Annotated in this window: 22 protein-coding genes; 12 read left to right on the top strand and 10 right to left on the bottom strand. The window is 68.4% G+C overall.

Annotation, left to right across the window (positions count from 1 at the left end; translation table 11 throughout):
* Positions 1 to 2: 2 nt before the first annotated feature.
* Positions 3 to 734: a TetR/AcrR family transcriptional regulator gene (locus LDL21_RS27645; protein WP_225282381.1), complete on the bottom strand. Its 732-nt coding sequence runs from the start codon at positions 732 to 734 to the stop codon at positions 3 to 5.
* Between the two features lie 159 nt (positions 735 to 893).
* Between LDL21_RS27645 and LDL21_RS27640 the strand changes: the two genes are divergently transcribed.
* From LDL21_RS27640 to LDL21_RS27630, 3 genes are all read left to right on the top strand, one after another.
* Positions 894 to 1,193, top strand: coding sequence for a DUF6412 domain-containing protein (locus tag LDL21_RS27640; RefSeq protein ID WP_225282380.1), 300 nt, complete (start codon positions 894 to 896; stop codon positions 1,191 to 1,193).
* An 81-nt stretch (positions 1,194 to 1,274) separates the two neighbouring features.
* On the top strand, positions 1,275 to 2,108 hold the full coding sequence (gene yidC, locus LDL21_RS27635; protein ID WP_225282379.1) for a membrane protein insertase YidC: 834 nt from the start codon (positions 1,275 to 1,277) through the stop codon (positions 2,106 to 2,108).
* A gap of 9 nt (positions 2,109 to 2,117) precedes the next feature.
* A complete protein-coding gene (locus tag LDL21_RS27630; protein WP_225282378.1) occupies positions 2,118 to 2,669 on the top strand; it encodes an NUDIX hydrolase in 552 nt (183 codons plus the stop codon).
* Positions 2,670 to 2,672: 3 nt separating this feature from the next.
* On the opposite strand, the gene LDL21_RS27625 is transcribed toward LDL21_RS27630, so the two are convergent.
* Together LDL21_RS27625 and LDL21_RS27620 are read right to left on the bottom strand one after the other, a co-directional pair.
* Entirely contained in the window at positions 2,673 to 2,981 is a 309-nt protein-coding gene (locus tag LDL21_RS27625; RefSeq protein ID WP_181696431.1) for a hypothetical protein, read from the bottom strand.
* Between the two features lie 172 nt (positions 2,982 to 3,153).
* Positions 3,154 to 3,522, bottom strand: a complete 369-nt coding sequence (locus LDL21_RS27620) for an arsenate reductase family protein (RefSeq protein WP_225282377.1) — start codon at positions 3,520 to 3,522, stop codon at positions 3,154 to 3,156.
* A 217-nt stretch (positions 3,523 to 3,739) separates the two neighbouring features.
* Here LDL21_RS27620 and LDL21_RS27615 point away from each other — a divergent pair, with 217 nt between their 5' ends.
* From LDL21_RS27615 to LDL21_RS27605, 3 genes are all read left to right on the top strand, one after another.
* Positions 3,740 to 4,858 carry a 50S ribosomal protein L11 methyltransferase gene (locus LDL21_RS27615; protein ID WP_225282376.1) on the top strand — a complete coding sequence of 373 codons (1,119 nt, stop codon included), beginning with the start codon at positions 3,740 to 3,742 and terminating at the stop codon, positions 4,856 to 4,858.
* 27 nt (positions 4,859 to 4,885) lie between these two features.
* A complete protein-coding gene (locus tag LDL21_RS27610; RefSeq protein ID WP_225282375.1) occupies positions 4,886 to 5,380 on the top strand; it encodes a nitroreductase/quinone reductase family protein in 495 nt (164 codons plus the stop codon).
* Between the two features lie 94 nt (positions 5,381 to 5,474).
* Entirely contained in the window at positions 5,475 to 6,161 is a 687-nt protein-coding gene (locus LDL21_RS27605; RefSeq protein WP_225282374.1) for a peptidylprolyl isomerase, read from the top strand.
* A gap of 308 nt (positions 6,162 to 6,469) precedes the next feature.
* Here the strand turns inward: LDL21_RS27605 and arc are convergent, their stop codons facing one another.
* Entirely contained in the window at positions 6,470 to 8,230 is a 1,761-nt protein-coding gene (arc, locus tag LDL21_RS27600; RefSeq protein WP_181696435.1) for a proteasome ATPase, read from the bottom strand.
* Between the two features lie 201 nt (positions 8,231 to 8,431).
* Between arc and LDL21_RS27595 the strand changes: the two genes are divergently transcribed.
* A complete protein-coding gene (locus LDL21_RS27595; RefSeq protein ID WP_067492079.1) occupies positions 8,432 to 8,953 on the top strand; it encodes a WKL family lipoprotein in 522 nt (173 codons plus the stop codon).
* 65 nt (positions 8,954 to 9,018) lie between these two features.
* On the opposite strand, the gene LDL21_RS27590 is transcribed toward LDL21_RS27595, so the two are convergent.
* Complete coding sequence (locus LDL21_RS27590) at positions 9,019 to 9,528, bottom strand: DUF4442 domain-containing protein (protein WP_181696436.1); 510 nt, start codon at positions 9,526 to 9,528, stop codon at positions 9,019 to 9,021.
* Positions 9,529 to 9,673: 145 nt separating this feature from the next.
* On the opposite strand from LDL21_RS27590, the gene LDL21_RS27585 reads away from it, so the two are divergent.
* A complete protein-coding gene (locus LDL21_RS27585) occupies positions 9,674 to 10,954 on the top strand; it encodes an acyltransferase family protein (RefSeq protein ID WP_225282373.1) in 1,281 nt (426 codons plus the stop codon).
* 193 nt (positions 10,955 to 11,147) lie between these two features.
* Here the strand turns inward: LDL21_RS27585 and LDL21_RS27580 are convergent, their stop codons facing one another.
* Positions 11,148 to 11,981, bottom strand: a complete 834-nt coding sequence (locus LDL21_RS27580) for a tRNA (adenine-N1)-methyltransferase (protein ID WP_067635738.1) — start codon at positions 11,979 to 11,981, stop codon at positions 11,148 to 11,150.
* Positions 11,982 to 12,051: 70 nt separating this feature from the next.
* The gene (locus tag LDL21_RS27575) at positions 12,052 to 13,188 is read right to left on the bottom strand and encodes a DUF7373 family lipoprotein (protein WP_225282372.1); all 1,137 of its coding nucleotides are present in this window, start codon (positions 13,186 to 13,188) and stop codon (positions 12,052 to 12,054) included.
* A 74-nt stretch (positions 13,189 to 13,262) separates the two neighbouring features.
* Between LDL21_RS27575 and LDL21_RS27570 the strand changes: the two genes are divergently transcribed.
* Positions 13,263 to 14,174: a RecB family exonuclease gene (locus tag LDL21_RS27570; RefSeq protein ID WP_225282371.1), complete on the top strand. Its 912-nt coding sequence runs from the start codon at positions 13,263 to 13,265 to the stop codon at positions 14,172 to 14,174.
* Positions 14,175 to 14,444: 270 nt separating this feature from the next.
* On the opposite strand, the gene LDL21_RS27565 is transcribed toward LDL21_RS27570, so the two are convergent.
* Positions 14,445 to 15,665 (bottom strand): cytochrome P450, encoded by a 1,221-nt coding sequence (locus LDL21_RS27565; protein ID WP_225282370.1) that lies wholly within the window; start codon positions 15,663 to 15,665, stop codon positions 14,445 to 14,447.
* A 94-nt stretch (positions 15,666 to 15,759) separates the two neighbouring features.
* Between LDL21_RS27565 and LDL21_RS27560 the strand changes: the two genes are divergently transcribed.
* Positions 15,760 to 16,608, top strand: a complete 849-nt coding sequence (locus LDL21_RS27560) for a helix-turn-helix domain-containing protein (protein ID WP_225282369.1) — start codon at positions 15,760 to 15,762, stop codon at positions 16,606 to 16,608.
* A gap of 105 nt (positions 16,609 to 16,713) precedes the next feature.
* Here the strand turns inward: LDL21_RS27560 and LDL21_RS27555 are convergent, their stop codons facing one another.
* Both LDL21_RS27555 and LDL21_RS29920 read right to left on the bottom strand, forming a co-directional pair.
* On the bottom strand, positions 16,714 to 17,841 hold the full coding sequence (locus LDL21_RS27555) for a YeiH family protein (RefSeq protein WP_225282368.1): 1,128 nt from the start codon (positions 17,839 to 17,841) through the stop codon (positions 16,714 to 16,716).
* A complete protein-coding gene (locus LDL21_RS29920; RefSeq protein ID WP_255675624.1) occupies positions 17,841 to 17,975 on the bottom strand; it encodes a hypothetical protein in 135 nt (44 codons plus the stop codon). The genes LDL21_RS27555 and LDL21_RS29920 overlap by 1 nt, the downstream gene beginning before the upstream one ends.
* 256 nt (positions 17,976 to 18,231) lie before the next feature.
* Here LDL21_RS29920 and LDL21_RS27550 point away from each other — a divergent pair, with 256 nt between their 5' ends.
* Positions 18,232 to 18,639 (top strand): SseB family protein, encoded by a 408-nt coding sequence (locus LDL21_RS27550; RefSeq protein ID WP_225282367.1) that lies wholly within the window; start codon positions 18,232 to 18,234, stop codon positions 18,637 to 18,639.
* The gene (locus tag LDL21_RS27545; RefSeq protein WP_181696444.1) at positions 18,636 to 19,256 is read left to right on the top strand and encodes a type VII secretion target; all 621 of its coding nucleotides are present in this window, start codon (positions 18,636 to 18,638) and stop codon (positions 19,254 to 19,256) included. Before LDL21_RS27550 ends, LDL21_RS27545 begins: the two co-directional genes overlap by 4 nt.
* The last annotated feature ends 2 nt before the right edge of the window (positions 19,257 to 19,258 follow it).

The following is a 19,258-nucleotide window of genomic DNA, read 5'->3' as shown; positions in this document are numbered from 1 at the left end:
GCTCAGCGCAGCCGGTCCTCGGGCGGCGGGGCCGCCTCGGGGGCGACGAGCAGGTCGGCGACGAGCGAATCCCGTTGCAGCGGAACACCGAGGCTGCGCGCGTTTCCCTCCAGCAGCGACAGCACCGATTCGGTGAGGATGCCCTGGATCTGTTCGGCGCCGAGCACCGGTTCCGGTTCGGCCCGCCAGCCGGCGATCACCGCGTCGACCAGACCGACCACGGCCAGCGCCATCGGCCGGGCGCGTGCCGGATCGATGCCGAAGCGGGCCAGGGTCGCGGAGAACATGTCGGCCAGCTGACCACCCATCTCCCGGCCCGCGGGCGACAGCGTGGGAGCACCCTCCACCTGCGGTGCGGCGTCGCTGAGGAAACGATGCAGGTTCGGATGGCGTTCTATCCAGCCGAGGTAGGTGCGGATCACCGCGCGCACCACCTCTTTGAGGGTGCCGTCGGGACGCAGGGTCGGCAGCAGTTCGGCGAGCAGCAGATCGAGGATGCGCCTGCGGGCCAGGGCGTCGAGTTCGGAGCGTCCACCGACGTGGCGGTAGACCACCGGTCTCGGCAGTCCGAGATGTTCGGCGATCAGCTGCACCGAGATCTCGTTGCCGTGTTCCTCGATGACCTCGATGGCGGCATCGATCATCTCCGTGCGGCGCCGGGCCTTGTGGCCCTGCCAGCGGGTGGCGCGCCCGTCGCCTGCGGTCTGCTCGGCCTGCGCGGATGATGCGATCACAGTGCCAACGATACGCGGCACAAAACTGACCGTGACATCGCGTTCCAGCAACCGGTGACCACGGTCCGGTTCCTCGCCAGCGTAGCGCGATCCCGTGCCGCTCGGAGCACGGGCCTCGATCCCTCGGCACGGTGCGGGGGCGCCGGTATGCTCGGCGGCGTGCAGGCACGGGCGATGATTCTGGCGTACGCGGTTCTCGCGTGCGTGCTGCCCGCCTTCGTGCTCATGACAACTCCCGGCGGCGAGACCGCGCGCATGCTCGCCTTCGGTGCGGTCGCGGCCGCCATGGTGTGCGCGCTGGTCGCCGTCACCAGTGGCAGGCACATGCCCGTCCGAGTCGCGTGTGCCGGTCCGCCCCGTTCGGCGCAGCGCAGGCTGCGTGGCGCGTTCCTGCCACAGAGCAATCCGGACGGCGCAGGCCGCCCACGTCCTCGAGCACCGGGAATCGATCACCGCTGACGGGCCGCGCGCCTGTCGGATTCCGTGATCCCACTCCCCTGCCGTGCCGTCGCGCACGCCCTTCGGACAGGTCGTTCCGCCATGCTCGATTTCGTGTACTTCCCCGTGTCCGCACTTCTGTGGTGCTGGCACCAACTCCTCGCCCTCGCCTTCGGCCCGGCCACCGGCTTCACCTGGCTGATCGCCGTCGTTGCACTCGTTGTCACCGTGCGCGCGCTGCTTGTCAGGACAGCGCTGCGCCAAGCCAGGTCACAAGCGGTTCTGCGCACGCTGCAACCTCGCATCGACCGCATCCGCCGCACCCACAAGGACGATCCGCTCGCCCAGACGACCGAGATCCGCCGGCTGCACCGCGAGCACGGCGTGCGCCTGTTCGCGGGTTTCGGGCCGATGATCGCGCAGGCCTTCGTCTTCCTCGGCCTGTTCCATGTGTTGCGCTCGTTCGACCGGACCGGGGCGTTCGCCGTCGGCCCGTTCACCGCGACGAGCACACCGTTGTCTCCGGAGGTCAACGCGGCCACCGCGAACTACTTCTTCGGTGCCGACGAGGTCCGGGCCTTTCTCGATGCCCGCCTGTTCGGCGCGCCGTTGTCGGCGACGCTGTTCGGGGCCGGCGCGTCGGCGGCTGTGTTCGTGGTGGCGCTGGTGGTGATCGCCGCGCTCGCCACGCACTGCACCGCTCGCCTCACGCCCCTGGCGGCCGACAACCCGACGGCCGCGGTGATGCGGACGTTGTCGCTGTGGGTGTTCCCGGCGGGCGCGCTGGTAAGCGGGGCGATCCTGCCGATCGTGGTCCTGGTGTACTTCGCGACGAACGCGCTGTGGACCCTCGGCCAGCAATATCTCATCCGCCGCGCCTTCCTGCCCGAGGCCGCGGCGCCTGTCGCGGCACCGCGACGCAGAACGGCCGGTTAGTCTCGGGCCGTGTCGCCGCATCCGGAGTCCGAACTACTCGCCGTGTACGACGCCGAGGGCCGCGTGACCGGCACGGCCGAGCGGGGCGTCGTCTATCGCGACGGGCTCTGGCACGCCAGTGCGGGCGTCCTCGTCCGATCCCTGGACGGGACGCGCGTCTATGTGCATCGGCGCACCGACAGCAAACTCGTCTTCGCGGGGATGCACGACTGTCTGGCGGGCGGCGTGGTCGACGCGGGTGAGGACCCGGCCGACACGGCGGTCCGCGAATTGCGCGAGGAACTCGGCATCACCGTCACGCCGGGCACGCGCCTACCGCTGCGCGCCACGGCATCCTGGGACGGTGTGTGGGCGGGCAGGCACCTGCGTTGTCATCTGTTCGGTTTCGAGTACCGCCACGACGGTCCGGTCCACCACCAGCCGTCCGAGATCGCGGACGGCTGGTGGTGGACCGAGGCCGAACTGCGGGCCGCGCTGAGCAACCCGACGTGGCCCTTCGTCCCCGATACGCGAGCCGTCCTCGACGACCTGCTCACCGGGGACGAAGGCCCCCGAGACTGAGTATCAGTAGACGACCACCGACCAGGTCTGCATGCTGAACGGCAGATCACAGGCGGTTTCGGAATGCCAGCCACCGAACGCGGGCTGCCCGTAACGCTCGTAGCTGCTGAACCAGTTCCACCAGGCCCAGCAGGTGACGCGTACCTGATGCCACACCGGATCACCGCACTGGGAGAAGGCGCCGGTGCCCGCGATCGGGTTCACCGAACAGTGGCCCGGCGGCTGGGCCTGCGCCGGCGCGGCGAGCATGGTCGACGCACCGATGAGCCCGGCAGCGGTGGTCGCGACAACGATCTTGCGAAGCGATTTCATGTCAACCTCCACGCGCGTGGTCGGGCTGCTCGGTGATCCGCAGGCTTGGCCACGCTCGGTCCGAATAGATGTGCAGCGGACACGGTGTCGCGCTGATGTGAGCTACATCATCGGATCCGGCCGCCACGTTACGGCCGTGCCCGAATAGTTATCGCCGGGCAATCGCGAATGGTCAGTCGAGCGCGCGCAGGGATTCCTCGTCGCGGGCCACGACGGCGCCGCCGTCGGCGGTGAGCACGATCGGACGCTGGATGAGCTTCGGGTGCTCGGCCAGCGCGCTCAGCCAGCGATCCCGATCGTCGGCGGTGCGGCCCCAGTTCGCCATGTCGAGGTCCTTGGCGATCTGCTCGCCGGTGCGGGTGATGTCCCACGGCTCCTTGCCGAGGCGGGCGAGCACCGCGCGCAGCTCCTCGACGGTCGGCGGGTCGTCGAGGTAGCGCCGCACGGTGTACTCCACACCGTTCGCGTCGAGGTGGGCGGTGGCGTTCCGGCTCTTGGTGCACCGCGGGTTGTGCCAGATCTCGGTCTGTCCAGATGTCATGACCGCAGCCTAATCACGGCCGGTGGACGGCCCGCCCGGCCTGTACGGCAGAATAGAGCGTTCCTCCCCTCGAAAGGCAGCAGTGGTGACGCTCGGCATGGCCCTCGGCGACGCCGACCCGCGCATTTCGACGCGGTAGCGACCGCGGTTGTCCCCTGTCGTCTCCCGTCGAAGTGCTCGTCGCGTCTCACAGCACATCGACCACCGGGAGATCCCCGTGTCCACCATCACCTGGACCGAAGACAACGACCGATTCCACGCCGACTGGCATTCGGAGAACGGCACGCCCGCCCCGAACACCGTCACCGTCGCCGACGACACCCTCTCGGCCGATCACGCCTTCCGCCGGATCCGCGCGGGTGAGTCGCTGCTGTGGCGCGGCGACTACCACAACGGACGCCAGCTGCTGCAGGCGCTCGGTCGCCGCGCCGACCGCCGCCCCGCGAAGCACGCGCCGACCGATCTCGGTGCCCTCTATCACCGCGAGCGGGCTCGCAAACGCACGCGCGCAAGCATTCTCGGCAACGTGCTGATCTGCCTCGAGGCGGGCAACGAACTGGATCTGCGCCGCGCGCCCGACGTTCGGGCCGCGTGCACCGCGGCCTACGGCCGCGCCGACGGCGCCCGGGTCGTCACCTTCGCCGAACTGCTCGGCGTTCTCGGCGCCCAGCGCTGGCACGAGCAGGGCATCGAGGTGCCCGCACTAGGTGCCCGCATCCACCCGGGGTACGGGGTTTTCGCGCCGACCCGCAGCGAATACGTCGACCTGGTCGCCGACGCTCCCCTCGACCCCGAAGTCCGCACCGCCTTCGATCTCGGCACCGGCACCGGCGTGCTCGCGGTCCTGCTGGCCCAGCGCGGTGTCTCCGAGATCGTCGCCACCGACATCAATCCCCGCGCGCTGCGGTGCGCGGCCGACAATGCCAAGCGCCTCGGCTGGTCGGATCGGATCGCCGTCACCGGCCCCGCCCTGTATCCGCCCGGGCGCGCCGACCTGGTGGTATGCAATCCGCCCTGGCTGCCCGGAGACCCCACCTCCGACCTGGAACGTGGTGTCTACGACCAGGATCAGTCGATGCTGCGGGAATTCGCGCACGGACTGCGCGCCCACCTCACCCCGCACGGCGAGGGCTGGCTGGTGCTGTCGGACCTGGCCGAACTGCTGGGGCTGCGCCCGCCCGAGGAGATCGCCCGCCTGCTCGACGACGCGGGCCTGCACGTGATGGGCAAGCTCACCACCCGCCCACGCCACCCACGTGCGAGCGATCGAGACGACCCGCTGGCCGCCGCCCGCACCGCCGAGACGACCACGCTGTGGCGCTTGCGGGCGCGCTGACCGGCACATGCCGCGATACTGGGAGCCATGAGCGCCTCCGAAAACCCTTACGGAACAACGACAACCACCGGTCCCGAGCCACTGCGTCCATATCAGGACCGGGTCAACACCTTCGTACGCGGGCTGCTGAAGGTGCCGGTGCTGTCGCGCATCGTCGGTAAGCGGCTGGCGACACTGCACGTCACCGGGCGCAAGTCCGGCAAGGTCTACGACATTCCCGTGGCCTACACAGTGCACGAGGGCACCCTGCTCATCGGTACCGCGCTTCGCCCCTGGGTGAAGAACCTGCGCGGCGGCGCCGAGGTGCGGCTCACCCGCGGCGGGGCACCCGAGACCTTCACCGCCACCGTGCATTCCGACGAAGCCGCCGTGCTCGACCTGTACACCGTGATCGCCAGGGACAACAAGCAGAACGCCAAGTTCAACGGGATCGGCTACACCGCCGACGGCGAGCCGTCCAAAGCCGACATCTATCAGACGTGGCAGCAGGGTGGTGTGGTCGTCCAGCTGGCTCCGCACTGATTCCTGCCCCAAAGCCTGGCCCCCGGCGGGCGCGGCTGGCAGGATGCGCGGTACATCGTCCGGCAGCACCCCATTTCGAGGAGACACCGCCCAGGTGAGCAGTCATTCGCAGGTTCGATTCATCGGCACCCTCCGGCGCGCGATGCTCGGCGTCGGCGTTGCCGCGGCCGCGCTCGTCGTGGTCGCGCCCGCCGCACAGACCGCGCCGCAGCAACAGGTACTGCCCGGTTGCAGCCCGGCCGCACCGGGCCAACCCAACGGCAAGCAGTGGCCTGCCGAGCCCGCGCTCACCATCGACCCGGCCGCCGCCTACACGGCAACTCTCGAAACCACCTGCGGCACCGTCGAACTGGAACTCGATGCCGCCGCGGCGCCGCGCACGGTGAACTCGTTCGCCTTCCTCGCCGGCGAGGGCTACTTCGACCACACCCGGTGTCACCGGCTCACCACCGAAGGCATCTTCGTCCTGCAGTGCGGCGATCCGACGGCCACCGGCCTCGGCGGGCCCGGTTACAAGTTCGGCGACGAGAACCTCGCGGGCGCGGTGTACCCGGCAGGCACCGTCGCCATGGCCAACGCGGGACCGGGCACCAACGGCAGCCAGTTCTTCCTGGTCTACCGCGACAGCACGCTGCCGCCCAACTACACCCCGTTCGGACGGGTGGTCTCCGGCATGGACGCGCTGACCACGATCGCGAACGGCGGCGTGGCGGGCGGCGGCTCGGACGGCACCCCGTTTGCCGAGGTCGTCCTCGACCAGGTGACCACCACCGCGAACTGAGCCACAACGCACGAGGGCCGCGTCTCCGGAAACGGAGACGCGGCCCTTCGGCGCAACCGGGCTGGATCAGCCCGCGCTGATCGAGCTGAACAGGTTGGCGATCGTCTGCAGGATCACTTCGGTCAGGAAATCGGCGGCCGAACCGGTCATGGCAACACTCCCTCGTAACTGGTCTCCCTCACTGGGAGAGACAAGTGAAGCGTGCCTTATTCACTTATCCGCGCGCAGCGTTTCGGTGAAAAAAACCCGAACAGAACACCGAGGAGGCCGCGTTCCCGAAGCGGGAACACGGCCTCCGTCGGCGAGGGTTACAGGTACTGACCGGTGTTGGACTCGGTGTCGATCGCCCGGCTGGCCGAGGCGTTCTTGCCGGTGACGAGCGTGCGGATGTAGACGATCCGCTCGCCCTTCTTGCCCGAGATCCGCGCCCAGTCGTCGGGGTTGGTGGTGTTGGGCAGGTCCTCGTTCTCGGCGAACTCGTCGACGATCGAGTCGAACAGGTGCTGGATACGCAGACCGGGGTTGCCGGTGTCGAGCACCGACTTGATCGCGTACTTCTTGGCCCGGTCGACGATGTTCTGGATCATCGCGCCGGAGTTGAAGTCCTTGAAGTACAGGACCTCCTTGTCACCGTTGGCGTAGGTGACCTCCAGGAACCGGTTGTCGTCGCTCTCGGCGTACATCCGGTCGACGACCTTCTCGATCATCGCCTCGACGCAGGCCTGCTTGTCGCCGTCGAACTCGCGCAGATCGTCCTCGTGCAGCGGCAGCGTCTCGGTGAGGTACTTGGAGAAGATGTCCTGCGCCGATTCCGCGTCGGGCCGCTCGATCTTGATCTTCACGTCCAGGCGGCCGGGCCGCAGGATCGCGGGGTCGATCATGTCCTCGCGGTTGGACGCACCGATCACGATGACGTTCTCGAGGCCCTCCACACCGTCGATCTCCGAAAGCAGCTGCGGCACAACGGTGGTCTCCACATCGGAGGAAACACCCGAACCACGGGTCCGGAAGATCGAGTCCATCTCGTCGAAGAACACGATCACCGGGGTGCCCTCGGAGGCCTTCTCGCGCGCCCGCTGGAAGATGATGCGGATGTGGCGCTCGGTCTCGCCGACGAACTTGTTGAGCAGCTCGGGGCCCTTGATGTTGAGGAAGAAGGACTTGGCCTCCTTGGCGTCCTCACCTCGGGCTTCGGCGATCTTCTTGGCCAGCGAGTTGGCGACGGCCTTGGCGATCAGCGTCTTACCGCAGCCGGGGGGACCGTAGAGCAGCACGCCCTTGGGCGGGCGCAGCGCGTACTCGCGGAACAGATCCTTGTGCAGGAACGGCAGTTCCACCGCGTCGCGGATCTGCTCGATCTGACGGCCGAGACCACCGATGTCGGTGTAGTCGACATCGGGAACCTCTTCCAGCACAAGGTCTTCCACCTCAGCCTTGGGCACCCGCTCGAAGGCGAAGCCCGCCTTGGTGTCCACGAGCAGCGAATCACCCGGGCGCAGTTTGCGAATGGGGGAATCGGGGTCGTCCATGTCGTCGTACTCGGCGATCTTGGACAGCGGGCCCGACAGCCAGACCACGCGCTCCTCATCGGCGTGCCCGACCACGAGGGCACGGCGGCCGTCGTCGAGAATCTCACGCAGGGTGCCGATTTCGCCGATCGCGTCGAACTTGCCCGCCTCGACGACGGTGAGTGCCTCGTTCAGGCGCACCGTCTGGCCGTACTCGAGGGTCTCGGCGTCGATGTTGGGTGAGCAGGTGAGGCGCATCTTGCGACCCGAGGTGAACACGTCGACGGTCTGATCGTCGTAGGTGTGGATGACGATGCCGTATCCGCTGGGCGGCTGGCCCAGGCGGTCGACTTCCTCACGCAGGGCGATCAACTGCTGGCGCGCTTCCTTGAGCGTGTCCATCAGTTTGCCGTTGCGGATGGTCAGCGAATCGATTCGTGCTTCCAATTCGCGTGCGCGATCCGGCGAGTCGGCGAGTTGCCTGCGGAGAGCAGCCGCCTCGGCGCGTACCGCCTCGAGCTCTCGCCAGGCCGCCGAATCCGAATTCTCGTTGGGGCTCATGATGCTGCTCCTCCCAGTCCCGGTCTATCAACGCTACCGGGCGCGGTCCGTTCTCGCTTTCCGACATGGTTTCGTCGTGATCACATCTTGTACGGTCGGTACGACATCAAACCACCGAATCCATCCTGTTAGGCTCCCCTAAGCCCGTACGGGGCACAGGGCGGGCTACTCGCCCATCGAGCCGAAAGGTTGTTGCCGAACATGCTCCTTCCTACCCGCACGATCCGTGTCACCGTCGCTGCCGCCGCCGCGGCCCTCGCCGTCGGCCTCACCGCTTGCGGTTCCGACGATTCCTCGACGAACGCCACCAGCAGCAGTACCAGCATCTCGGCCGCTCCGTCCAGCGTTTCGGCAACTCCGGCGCCCACCGGAGACAACGCGGGGGCACCGTCCGCCGATTCCCTGAAGGCCACTCTCGTCCAGTTCGCCGACCCGGGATTGTCCAGCGACGAGAAGGCGAAGCTGATCGTCAACGGTGAGGCGCGCAAGGCCAATATCGACCAGATGAACGGCATGCTGGCCGGCTACACCCTGACCTTCGCCGTCGACAACGTCGCGACCAGCGGGGACAAGGCCACCGCCGACGTCACCATCACCTCGCCGCACGGCACCGCGCCCGCCTTCCCGGTGACCTGGGAGCGCGTCGACGGCACCTGGAAGCTGTCCGACGCCAGCGGCTGCCTGCTCCTCGGCTTCGCGCAAGCGCCCTGCACGCCCGCCTGACGTCCCGCTCCGGCCCAGGGACCCCGATGTATCACCCCGGGCCGATCGGCGCCGTAGCGGCCCGGTCAGTCCCGTAAGCGGCGCACGTAGAGCGTCTGCCCGGCGCGCGCGACGAGTGTCCCGTCCCGATCGAAGATCTGCGCGGTGTGCTGGGTGAGCGACTTCGCCCCGTCGGCGGTGGTCTCCCTGATCGCCACCACCTCCTCGGTCGTCAGGGTGATGTCGGTGGCGACCGCGCCGCGGCCCGGTGTGAGGAACTCGATCGACCCGGTGGTGTTCCAGATGCGGTACCCGCGCCCGAGCTGGCCGTAGGCGAGGATCGCGAAGAACGGGTCGGTCATCGAGTACAGCGTGCCGCCGAAGGCCGCCCGGTTGGGACTGTTGCGGTTCCACCACCGGACCGTGTATGTGACGTGCACCGAGGTCCAGTCGGGGGCAATGCTTTTCACGCGCACGCCGCCGAACAGGTACGGCGGGAAGACGTTGAACGCGGCGCGGTAGAACCGGGCCGACGTGCCCGGGTACAAGGTTCCCGCCGACGGGTCCCGCATCGGCTTTTCGGACTGATCGGTCATACGTTCTCCCCCTCGTGTGCCGCCGGGCGGCGATCCGCCTCCGGCGCGCGGAAATCGGTTCGGCGGATCGTATCCGAGTAATTCCACGCACGGGGTGGGTAGTTCCGCGCTGTGGTCGCGGCCCGGTTTCTGCGATGGTTGCGGCATGAGTGTTGTGCCGAGTGTGGCTGTGGTGGCGGCGAATACGCCCGCCGATCGCGATCGGTTCCTCGATCTGCTGCGGATCTCGTCGCTGGTGGTCGTGGTGGTCGGTCACTGCCTGATGCTGACCGTGTCGGTGTCGGGCGACGACGTCCGTTTCGGCAATGTGCTCGCCGATCTGCCTGCCCTCCAGCCGCTGACCTGGCTGCTGCAGGTGCTCCCACTGTTCTTCTTCGCGGGCGTCGCGGCGGGCGCGCGCGGCATTTCCCCCGGAACATCCTGGGGTGCTTGGCTTTTCCGGCGCACGCAGCGGCTCGTCCGGCCGGTCGGCTACTTCCTGGCCGCCTCGGCGGCGCTGGTATTCGTGGCCGGGCTGGTACTGGCGCCGGGCTGGCAGCGGCCGCTGGCGATCACCAGTGTGCAGCTGCTGTGGTTTCTCGGCATGTATCTGGCGGTGCTGGCCTGTACGCCGCTGCTGGCCACCTGGGTCACCAGCACGGGCCGGATGTTCGCGGCTGTCGCGGTGATCGTAGTGGCGGCGGGGACCGTCGACGCGGTGCGGCTCGGTGGCGGTCCGGCCGAGGTGGGCATGCTGAATGTGGCGGTGTGGTTGATCCCGGCCGTGCTCGGGATCGGCTACCTGCGCGGTCTGCTGCCGCGACGGACCGCGGCTGCGCTGGCCTTCGTAGTGCTGCTCATCGATGTGGCGCTGGTTCTCGTCGGACCGTACGAGACGAGCATGGTGACCGTTCCCGGACAGCGGTTGTCCAATCTCGCGCCGCCGTCGCTCCTGCTCGCGGGGCACGCGGTAGCGCTGTGCTGCGCGGCGGTCGCGGTGGCCCCGTGGATCCGGCGGCTGGCGGCGCGGCCACGCGTGTGGTGGCTCACGGTCATCGGCAACACCGGCGCGATGACGCTCTACCTGTGGCACATGCCCGCATTGCTCACAGTGCTCGTCGCGAGTCACCTGGCCGGTGGCGATCGGGTCGGCCCGACCCACCAAGGGTTCTGGCTGCTCACCGCCGTGCAGCTCGGCGCGACGCTGGTCCTCACCGCGCTAGCGTTCCTCGCCTTGCGCGGGCTGGAGAACACGCCGATGCGCTGGTGGGACGGCTCGGTCGCGACGGTGCGCGGCGCCCGTTCCGCCGCCGTGCTGTTCGCTGTGGCGGCGGCCGGGCTCGCGATTCTGCAGGCCACTCGAGGCGGCCTCACCTCGGAAGGGCTGCCCTGGTTCGCGGTCGCCGCCACGGCACTGTGCGGCGCACGGCTGCTAACCAGAGCATGAACGGCCCGCGGCTCCGGGGCGGTGAGAGAGCTGGCTCACGACAGCGCGAGATCGCCGAGCGCGTCGAGACCAACGGCGGTGCGTCCTCGCTCGGCGCGCCGCTCCGCCATGCCGTGTCGACCTTGTGCCAGCTGATCATCGGCCGCCGAAGCGCCCAGCCGAGCACCCGTGGCGGGGGATACCGTGATCGAACTCAGCCCTTCGACGGACGGCGCTGCGGCTTAGGGGTCACCGTGCCTTCGGCGAGGCGACGCGCGCTCACCAGGAACGCGGTGTGCCCCTGCATCCGGTGTTCGGGACGCACCGCGAGCCCCACCACATGCCACCCGCGAACCATCGACTCCCAGGAGCGTGGCTCGGTCCAGCACTCCTGCTCACGCATCGCCTCGACGACCTTGGACAGCTGGGTGACCGTGGCGACGTACACGATGAGCACGCCACCGGGCACCAGCGCCTTCGACACCGCGGGCAGCGCGTCCCAGGGCGCGAGCATGTCGAGCACCACCCGGTCGACCTGCTCGCCGTCGTAGTTCGCCACGTCGGCGACGGTCAGCGACCAGTTCGGTGGGCGCTCACCGAAGAACGTCTCCACATTGCGCACGGCGTGCTCGGCGTGGTCGTCGCGGATCTCATAGGAGATCACCTGCCCCTCGGAGCCGACCGCGCGCAGCAGCGAGCAGGTCAGCGCACCGGAACCGGCGCCTGCCTCGAGCACCCGCGCACCGGGGAACACGTCGCCCTCGTGCACGATCTGGGCGGCGTCCTTGGGGTAGATGACGGTGGCGCCGCGCGGCATCGACAGCACGTAGTCGGTGAGCAGCGGGCGCAGAGCCAGGTAGGGGGTGCCGTTGATCGACTTCACCACAGAGCCCTCGTCGGCGCCGATGAGGTCGTCGTGCTTGATGCCGCCGCGGTGGGTGTGGAACTCCTTGCCCTCCTCGAGCACCACCGTGTAGAGGCGCCCCTTGGCATCGGTCAGCTGCACCCGGTCCCCGATCGCGAATGGACCGGTCCGTCTGGCCGTCATGTATCTCCCGTTCTTCGAATGGAAGTCTCAAGCCTGCCAGGCGGGGCGATGCGCGCGATCGACGGGTCAGCTATTTCGCGGCAGTGAGCACGCGGTGCTGTTCGGCCAGCAGGGAGTGCGCTTCGGCTTCGGTGTCGGCGGGGACCTGCGCGACGTAGCGACCGACCGACACCAGGCATGCCCAGCTGCTCTCGTCGGTCTCTGCCCAGCAGACCGACCCGGGGACAGCCGTCGGGGCCGCCGTCGACTTCCATTCCCGATCGGAACCGAACTCGGCGGTGTCGGACGCGAGCAAGGCCGCCGCGCCCGCGGCGTCGGCGGCGCGGTAGACGATGCTGCCTTCGACGCCGAACGCGCTCACCCCGACCTTGTCGAACAGCGCGCGGGCCGCATGCTGGTCGTCGGCGTAATGCGCCGCGGCGTGCCTGCCGAAGGCTCCCCGGCTCGCACCGCCCTTGCCGACGGCGAGTGCGTGGATCCCGGTGGGGTCGTAGGGGACTTTCGCCAGCTCGGCGACCGGGGTGGCCGCGAAGGAATCCAGTTCGGGGCGTTGACGTTCGAGCGCGGCGCGGACGATCTTCCCGATCTCGGGGAGCGCACCGTTGCTCATCCGGGTGAACACCACGTACTCCCGGTGCGGGGTGAAGGCCATGCCGTCCAGCCTGCCGCGGTTCGTCATGGTGACGACCCGGCTGTCCGGCGCTTCCGGCAGGTCGGTGACCACCCAGTCACCGGATTCGAGCAGACCGCTCTGTGTGGTCGCGGCGGTGGCCAGGGCGTCGGCCGCCCTGGTCGCGGACGCGTTGTCGGGGAAACGCAGGATGCCGTGGGTGAGCCACTGGGTATCGGCGCTCGTCTCGCCGCCGTTGGAGCGCTGGACGGCGAAGCCGGTGATCAGGCCCTCGGCCGCGGCGGCGGCGCTCACCGCGTTGTTGTGGCCCGCCATGATCGTGAGCATCGGCTCGGTGAGGACGCCGAGCGGTCCTCGGCGCACGAAGGTCGGGTCGATATCGGAGCCGAGGGTCAGCGCATCGGCCATCCGGAAGCCTTCGGCGAGTTTGCCGGTCCGCAAATCCTGCTCGGGGCTGGTCGCGGTGGTCGTCGGTGCGCCGGCCGATGTGCTCGTGGCCACCGGCGGCAGTTGTTCCTGACAAGCACTGAGCATGATCATCGCGGCCACGGCCGCCCCCACCCGGATCGTTCGCATTCGGCGATCTTGACAGACACCGCCCCGATGGACGAATCGTGAACCTGTCGGTAGGTGCCGTTACCGTGGCGAACATGTCAGTGCCCCTGTCCGCGTCGATCGCCGACGAGACCTCCGCCGAACCGGTCACCCGGTCGCGTCCGGCGTTGTCTCCTTCGCGCGCAGCCGATTTCAAGCAGTGCCCGTTGAAGTACCGGTTGCGGGCGATCGATCGGGTGCCGGAACCACCCACCCGCGCGGCCGTACGCGGCACGGTGGTGCACGCGGTGCTCGAGGACCTGTTCGGGTTACCCGCGGCCGAGCGTGGGCCCGACCGGGCGGCCGAGCTGGTTCCCGGCGCGTGGGAGCGGGTGCGGGCGGGCCGGGAGGGCCTCGACGAGCTGGTGGCGGCGGGCGGTCCGGAGGCGCTGTTCGAGGAGGTGCGCCGCCTGGTCGCCGGGTACTACGAGCTCGAGGACCCCACCCGTTTCGATCCGGACGGCCTGGAGGAGCGGGTGGAGGTCGACCTCGACGGTGAGATCCCGTTGCGCGGCTTCGTCGACCGCATAGACGTGGCGCCCAACGGTCTGCTGCGCGTGGTCGACTACAAGACCGGCCGCGCGCCCGGCCCCCAGCACGAGGCCCGCGCCCTGTTCCAGCTCAAGTTCTACGCCCTGGTCATCCTGCGCACCCGCGGCATCCTCCCCGCACAGCTACGCCTGATCTACCTCGCCGACAAGGTACTGCTCACCTACACCCCCGACCGCGAAGAACTCGACCGCTTCGCCCGCATCCTCACCGCCCTGTGGCAAGCCATCCTCGACGCGGGCCGCACGGGCGACTTCCCACCCCAACGCAATTCGATGTGCCGCTACTGCGACTTCCACGCCCTGTGCCCGGAATTCGGCGGCACCCCACCCCCCTACCCCGGCTGGCCGACCCGAGACGCCGCCACCACCGACGTCGACCTCGGCCTTCCCTTGGTCCGCACCCCCGAAGACGTCTGATCCCGCTCGACGATCGCGCCACCGAAGATCCTCGAGCCCGCTTTCACCTCAGGCCCGACGGCACAGTTGGTTGGCTCAGGTCACGGTTCGGCTGAATTCAACGCAGGCGGCGTTCCTCTTCTTCTTCCAGCCTGCGGCGTTCTTCCTCGCGCTCGACCTGTTCCTTTTCGATCTTCTCTTCGTGTTCGTCCTTGTTCGACATGTGTTCGCCCCGATCCGTTGTTGTCCGGACAAAACCAAGGTTCAGCCTACGCGCCAGGATGTCGCAGGTCAGGAAGCCGCTCGGTTCCAGCGGACGCGCAGCGCGGCGGGGCCGCGGAGCGCGGTGCCCACCTGGCTGGTCACGGTGGCGTCCTCGGCCGCCGCCGCATCGGCGAGCCGCAGATCGGGCAGGCGGGTGAGCAGAGCGATCAGGGCGGTGCGGAGTTCGGCCAGCGCCAGCCAGCTGCCGAGACAACTGTGTGGGCCCTGTCCGAACGAGAGCATGGTGGTGGCGCGGCGGGAGATGTCGAACTCGTGTGGCGCGGGATATTTCGCCGGGTCACGGTGAGCGGCGTTGACGGCGAACAACATCGGGGTGAGGGCGGGAATGTCGAGACCCTGCCAGTGGGTGTCCCTCCGGCAGGCGCGAGGCAGCAGCCCGACCGGTGGTTCCCAGCGCAATCCCTCCCAGATCGCCCACTCTGCCTGGTCCGCCGGATCGGCCGTGACCAGGGCGAGCTGGTCCGGATGAGTCAGCAAGGCGGACAACGTATTTCCCAGAGCCAACATGGTGGTGTCGGCGCCCGCCGGGAACAGCAGCCGTAGGAAGGCGAGTATCTGATCGTCGGACAGGGTGGTTCCCTCGACGCTCTCGGTGACCAGCTTCGAGATCAGGTCCGCACCGGGCTCCTCGCGCCGGGCCGCGATGATCGGCAGCACATGGTCGGCGAACTCTCGCGAAGCCCGGTGTGCGGCAGCGGGATCCAATGGGAAATAGAACAGGTCGTGCGCCCAGCGCAACACCGTCGCCTCGTCGCCGACGGGCAGACCGAGCAATCTGCTGATCACGAGAACCGGGTAGCGCGTGGTGAATTCGGTCACCAGGTCGGCAGCGCCGAGATGAGCGAAGCGGCCGATCACCTCGTGGGCGACCGGCGCGAGGAGCGGTTCGATCCAGCCGCTCACCAGGCTGCGCCGGAACGGTGGGGCGACGATGGCCCGGTTCACCCGGTGTTCGTCGCCGGTCATGCACTGCAAGGTGCGGCCGAGCACCGGTTCGGTGGTGAGCGAGTACACCGCCTGCGCCGGGAAGGTCTCCTCGTCCTTGAAGGCCGCCGACACCAGGTCATGGGTGAGCAGCAGCACCGCACGCGTCCCCGCGAAGGGGACGATCGCGTACGGCCGGCGGGCCCGCAGGTCGGCCAGCACACGGTGCAGGTCGGGCGTGTCCTGGAAGGCGAAGTCGATGTCGGTGATGTCGAGAGAGTCCAGGAGCGACGAGTGCGGCATAACATTCCTCCGGACACGAATATTCGTGTCATCGAATCGGATTTTCGGCACGCGGACGGTAGACGACCGCGTCGGGAAGAACAAGAGGGAATGCGTGACCGCGTCACCACCGACCGATCGGGTCGTCTCCGTCGTCGAGCTACTCGCCGCCGAGGCACCACTCACCGCCGCGAGCGTCGCCGACCGGCTCGCACTGAGCCGGTCGACGGTCGCCGCCATCCTCACCACATTGGAATCGCGTGGCTGGGCGCTGCGTTCTCGCGACCTGACCTACCGGCTCGGGCCCGCGTTTCCCACCGCACACCGGGCAGCCGCACCCGCAGGCGCGGACGCCGCGTTGCGCGAGCTGGCCCGCCGGGTCGGGTGTGGCGCCGCGCTGGCGGTGGTCTCGTCGACCTCGATGACTTTCGTCGGCCTGGCCGCCCATCACGGCCGGGTACCCGCCGGGATCGAGGTCGGCGCCCGCGTGCCGCTGCGCGCTCCCGCAGGCGCGAGTGTCATCGCGTTCTGCGCCCCGGAACGGCAGCGCGCGTGGCTGGCCACCGCCGACCCCGGCCGACGCGATGAACTGACCACCGCGCTCGCCGAGATCCGCTCCGCCGGACTCGCGGTCTGGGGCATCGACCCCGCCGACCTCGCCACCCTCGATGTCCTCGCCGAAGTAGCAGGCCACCTGGCACATTCACCGACTTCCGGACCACTACGCCGTCGCGTCCTCGGCCTGCTCGGCGACCTCAGCGGCTACCCCCACACCGCCGCCGACCTCGCCGCGGCGGCACCGTTACCCATCGCCTACCTCGCGGCACCGGTGTTCGATCGTGACGAGGTTCCGCGCTGGGAACTGCAGATCGGGCCCCTGCATCCGGCGGTCTCCCCTGGCGACCGCGAGTTGTACCGCACAGAACTGCTCGCCTGCGCCCAGAAGCTCGGCGCCGCGACCTGACCGCGCAGAGCACCCTGGCGCCCCACTCAGCCGCCGACGGGCTCGGCGCTGCCGGAGGGTGCGGCTCCATCCGGTGCCCGCCGCGCGAGCAGGAGTTCGTCCACGTCAGGCCGCGAAGTCACGGAACAGCAGCACCGAAAGGCCGAGTCCGGCGGCAAGGTTCACCAGCACCGCCGAACCGAAGACGGCGATCGGCCGCCACCCGGCCTCGCGCAATCCGCGCAGCGAGAATTCCAGGCCGATGGACACGAAGGCCAGGATCAGGAACCAGGTCCGCAGGTCGTTGACGATCGCGATGTGCGCGGCGCCGGTCTTCTTGTCGACCGATTGCAGGTACAGGGTGCCGATGATCGACGCGGCGACGAACCCGAGCACGAATTTCGGGAACCTGGACCAGAATTCACCGAGGCTCGGCCGGGCGGCACCCGGCGTGCGGTCCACCCGGAACGCGAACCAGGCGGTGAGCGCGATCGCGACGAGTCCGATCAGCGCGTTCTGTGTCGTCTTGACGATCGTCGCGATCTGCAACGATTCCTCACCCGCGAGCGCACCGGCGGCGGCCACCGCCGCCGTGGTGTCGATATTGCCGCCGATCCACGCACCCGCGACCGCATCGGAAAGCCCGAGAAGGTCAGCGAGCCAGGGCAGCAGGAAGATCGACGGCAGCGCGAAGATGATCACCAGCGAGGCCGCGTACGCGATCTGTTCACGCCGCGCCTGCACCGCCCCGGCCGCCGCGATAGCCGCGCTCACTCCGCAGATCGACACCGCGGACGACAACAGGGCCCGCAGTTTGTCGTCGAGCCCGAGCACCCCACCGAACCACCAGGTGAATCCGAAAACGATGGTGATCAAGGCCAGCGCCTGCACGATCGCGGGCGCCGCCGCCGTCACCAGAATATTCAGATTGACGGACGCACCGAGTAGCACCACGCCGGTCTTGATGAAGAACTCCGTCCGGAACCCGGCCGAAAGCCGGTCGCGCAGACCGAGTTTGCCGAGCACCACGTTCCCGATCAGGCCGATCGCGATCGCGTACACCGGATACTCGATGGTCTTCGCGACTCGCTTCAACGGCGTGTCGGCTGCCCACTGCGGCACCTGCGTGTCGAAGAATCGCGTCAGCGCGCCGAGCACGAGCACAAGGAGCACCCCGGCGGCGATATCGGTAGAAGTTGCGCGCGTATTCCCCTGCACCGCCGCGGTTTCGGACGTGGTCTTCACCTCCGCCATCACGGCACCAGCCAATCGGGAATCGCCCCCACCAGTACGAGACCGATCAGCAGGAGACCGACAACGGTCGCCGCCCAATCCTCGTTCCACCTGAAAGCACTACCCGGCCGCGGCTCGGTCTCTGCTTGCGACACTGTGTCTCCTTGCGTTCCTCATCGAGAACCGCAAACTAACCGCGCCACCCACTCGCACACACCGATTACACTCACCCTGAACCGATCTCGACCGATCGACCGCCGAGCTCACGACCTCGGCATTCACCCCCGTCTCCGACGGAAGCGCGCGAATTGTGCGACAGCCCCCTGGATTCCGGGACTCCCTACGACGGCCGTCATTCGCGTACACTGCCGTTCGAGAGTGAAGAACGGGGTGCGGGGGAGGTTGCGTCGGATGACCGATGGCGACGGCAGGGAACGCCTCCACGCCGAAATAGCAGCCTTCTACGCGGGCTTCGGGCAGCCGGATGCGTTGCTCGCCGCGTTTCGGCAGGCCGCCCTGTTGGTTCCGCTCACCGCCGAGAACCGGGTCTTCTTCCTGCCGCTCGGTGGTGTCGACTGGTTGTGCGCGTTCACCAGCGTCGAGGAATACGCCCGGTTCGTCGCCGCGCGCGATCGCCTCGACAATGCCGCCGACCAGGACAAGGACTACCGCTACCACTGGATTTTCGGGCGGCGCCTGCGCGACTACCTGGATACGCGCGACGAACCCGCCGGAATAGCAATCGACATCGTCGGTTCCGCGCCGATGGCGTTTCCACCTGATCTCACCGAACACGCGACAGACGGGGGCATGCGATGACCACATTGAAAGTCGACCCCGCGGTGCTGCAACAGGCCGCGACGGGCATCGACGACACCATCGGTCAGCTGTCGGAGATGGGGATCGGCGAGACCGGCAATATGGGCCGGGGATTCGCGCTGCTCACGATGTCCACGCTCGAGGCGGGCAAACAGACGGTACAGAAGACCTTCGAGGAATTCACCGAGCGGTGGTCGTGGGGTGTGCGCGCATTGGTGCAGGCGGGCAACTCGATCGCCCGCACACTGGGATTGGCGGCGGGCCGCTACGACGAGATGGAAACCAAGTCCGAGGACACGCTGAAGACGATGTGGACGCATATGGCGGGCAATCCACATCTGTCGGGTGAGGAGATCACCAAGCGTTCCTGGGGTGAGACGTTCGCCGACAATTCGTTCAACCACATTCGCAACGCCGATTACAGCGTGAAGTCCTTTCAGGACGCCGGCCAGCACATTCAGACCAATATGAAGGTCATCGAGGCGGTCGGACCGCAGGCGTACGCGAATATCAGTCCGGTGACCGGCAGCCTACTCACCGGGGAAACTCCCGGCTGGAATACCGGTGCGGCCGAGCGAGCCGCGGAGATCATGAAGAAGGAGCAGGGGGGCCAGTAGTC

The sequence above is a fragment of the Nocardia rosealba genome (assembly GCF_020216065.1).
GTDB lineage: Bacteria > Actinomycetota > Actinomycetes > Mycobacteriales > Mycobacteriaceae > Nocardia > Nocardia rosealba.
Note: the sequence above shows the minus strand (reverse complement) of the source record. Positions and strands in the feature narration are given on the sequence as shown.

Bases quoted from the DNA above. Each gene is read 5' to 3' on its own strand.
- LDL21_RS27565 (WP_225282370.1), bottom strand. From the start codon at position 15,665: ATGCCGCACTCGTCGCTCCTGGACTCTCTCGACATCACCGACATCGAC.
- LDL21_RS27580 (WP_067635738.1), bottom strand. From the start codon at position 11,981: ATGACGGCCAGACGGACCGGTCCATTCGCGATCGGGGACCGGGTGCAG.
- LDL21_RS27575 (WP_225282372.1), bottom strand. From the start codon at position 13,188: ATGCGAACGATCCGGGTGGGGGCGGCCGTGGCCGCGATGATCATGCTC.
- LDL21_RS27595 (WP_067492079.1), top strand. From the start codon at position 8,432: ATGCTCCTTCCTACCCGCACGATCCGTGTCACCGTCGCTGCCGCCGCC.
- LDL21_RS27555 (WP_225282368.1), bottom strand. From the start codon at position 17,841: ATGGCGGAGGTGAAGACCACGTCCGAAACCGCGGCGGTGCAGGGGAAT.
- arc (WP_181696435.1), bottom strand. From the start codon at position 8,230: ATGAGCCCCAACGAGAATTCGGATTCGGCGGCCTGGCGAGAGCTCGAG.
- LDL21_RS27550 (WP_225282367.1), top strand. From the start codon at position 18,232: ATGACCGATGGCGACGGCAGGGAACGCCTCCACGCCGAAATAGCAGCC.
- LDL21_RS27590 (WP_181696436.1), bottom strand. From the start codon at position 9,528: ATGACCGATCAGTCCGAAAAGCCGATGCGGGACCCGTCGGCGGGAACC.
- LDL21_RS27610 (WP_225282375.1), top strand. From the start codon at position 4,886: ATGAGCGCCTCCGAAAACCCTTACGGAACAACGACAACCACCGGTCCC.
- LDL21_RS27585 (WP_225282373.1), top strand. From the start codon at position 9,674: ATGAGTGTTGTGCCGAGTGTGGCTGTGGTGGCGGCGAATACGCCCGCC.
- LDL21_RS27625 (WP_181696431.1), bottom strand. From the start codon at position 2,981: ATGAAATCGCTTCGCAAGATCGTTGTCGCGACCACCGCTGCCGGGCTC.
- LDL21_RS27620 (WP_225282377.1), bottom strand. From the start codon at position 3,522: ATGACATCTGGACAGACCGAGATCTGGCACAACCCGCGGTGCACCAAG.
- LDL21_RS27545 (WP_181696444.1), top strand. From the start codon at position 18,636: ATGACCACATTGAAAGTCGACCCCGCGGTGCTGCAACAGGCCGCGACG.
- LDL21_RS27570 (WP_225282371.1), top strand. From the start codon at position 13,263: ATGTCAGTGCCCCTGTCCGCGTCGATCGCCGACGAGACCTCCGCCGAA.
- yidC (WP_225282379.1), top strand. From the start codon at position 1,275: ATGCTCGATTTCGTGTACTTCCCCGTGTCCGCACTTCTGTGGTGCTGG.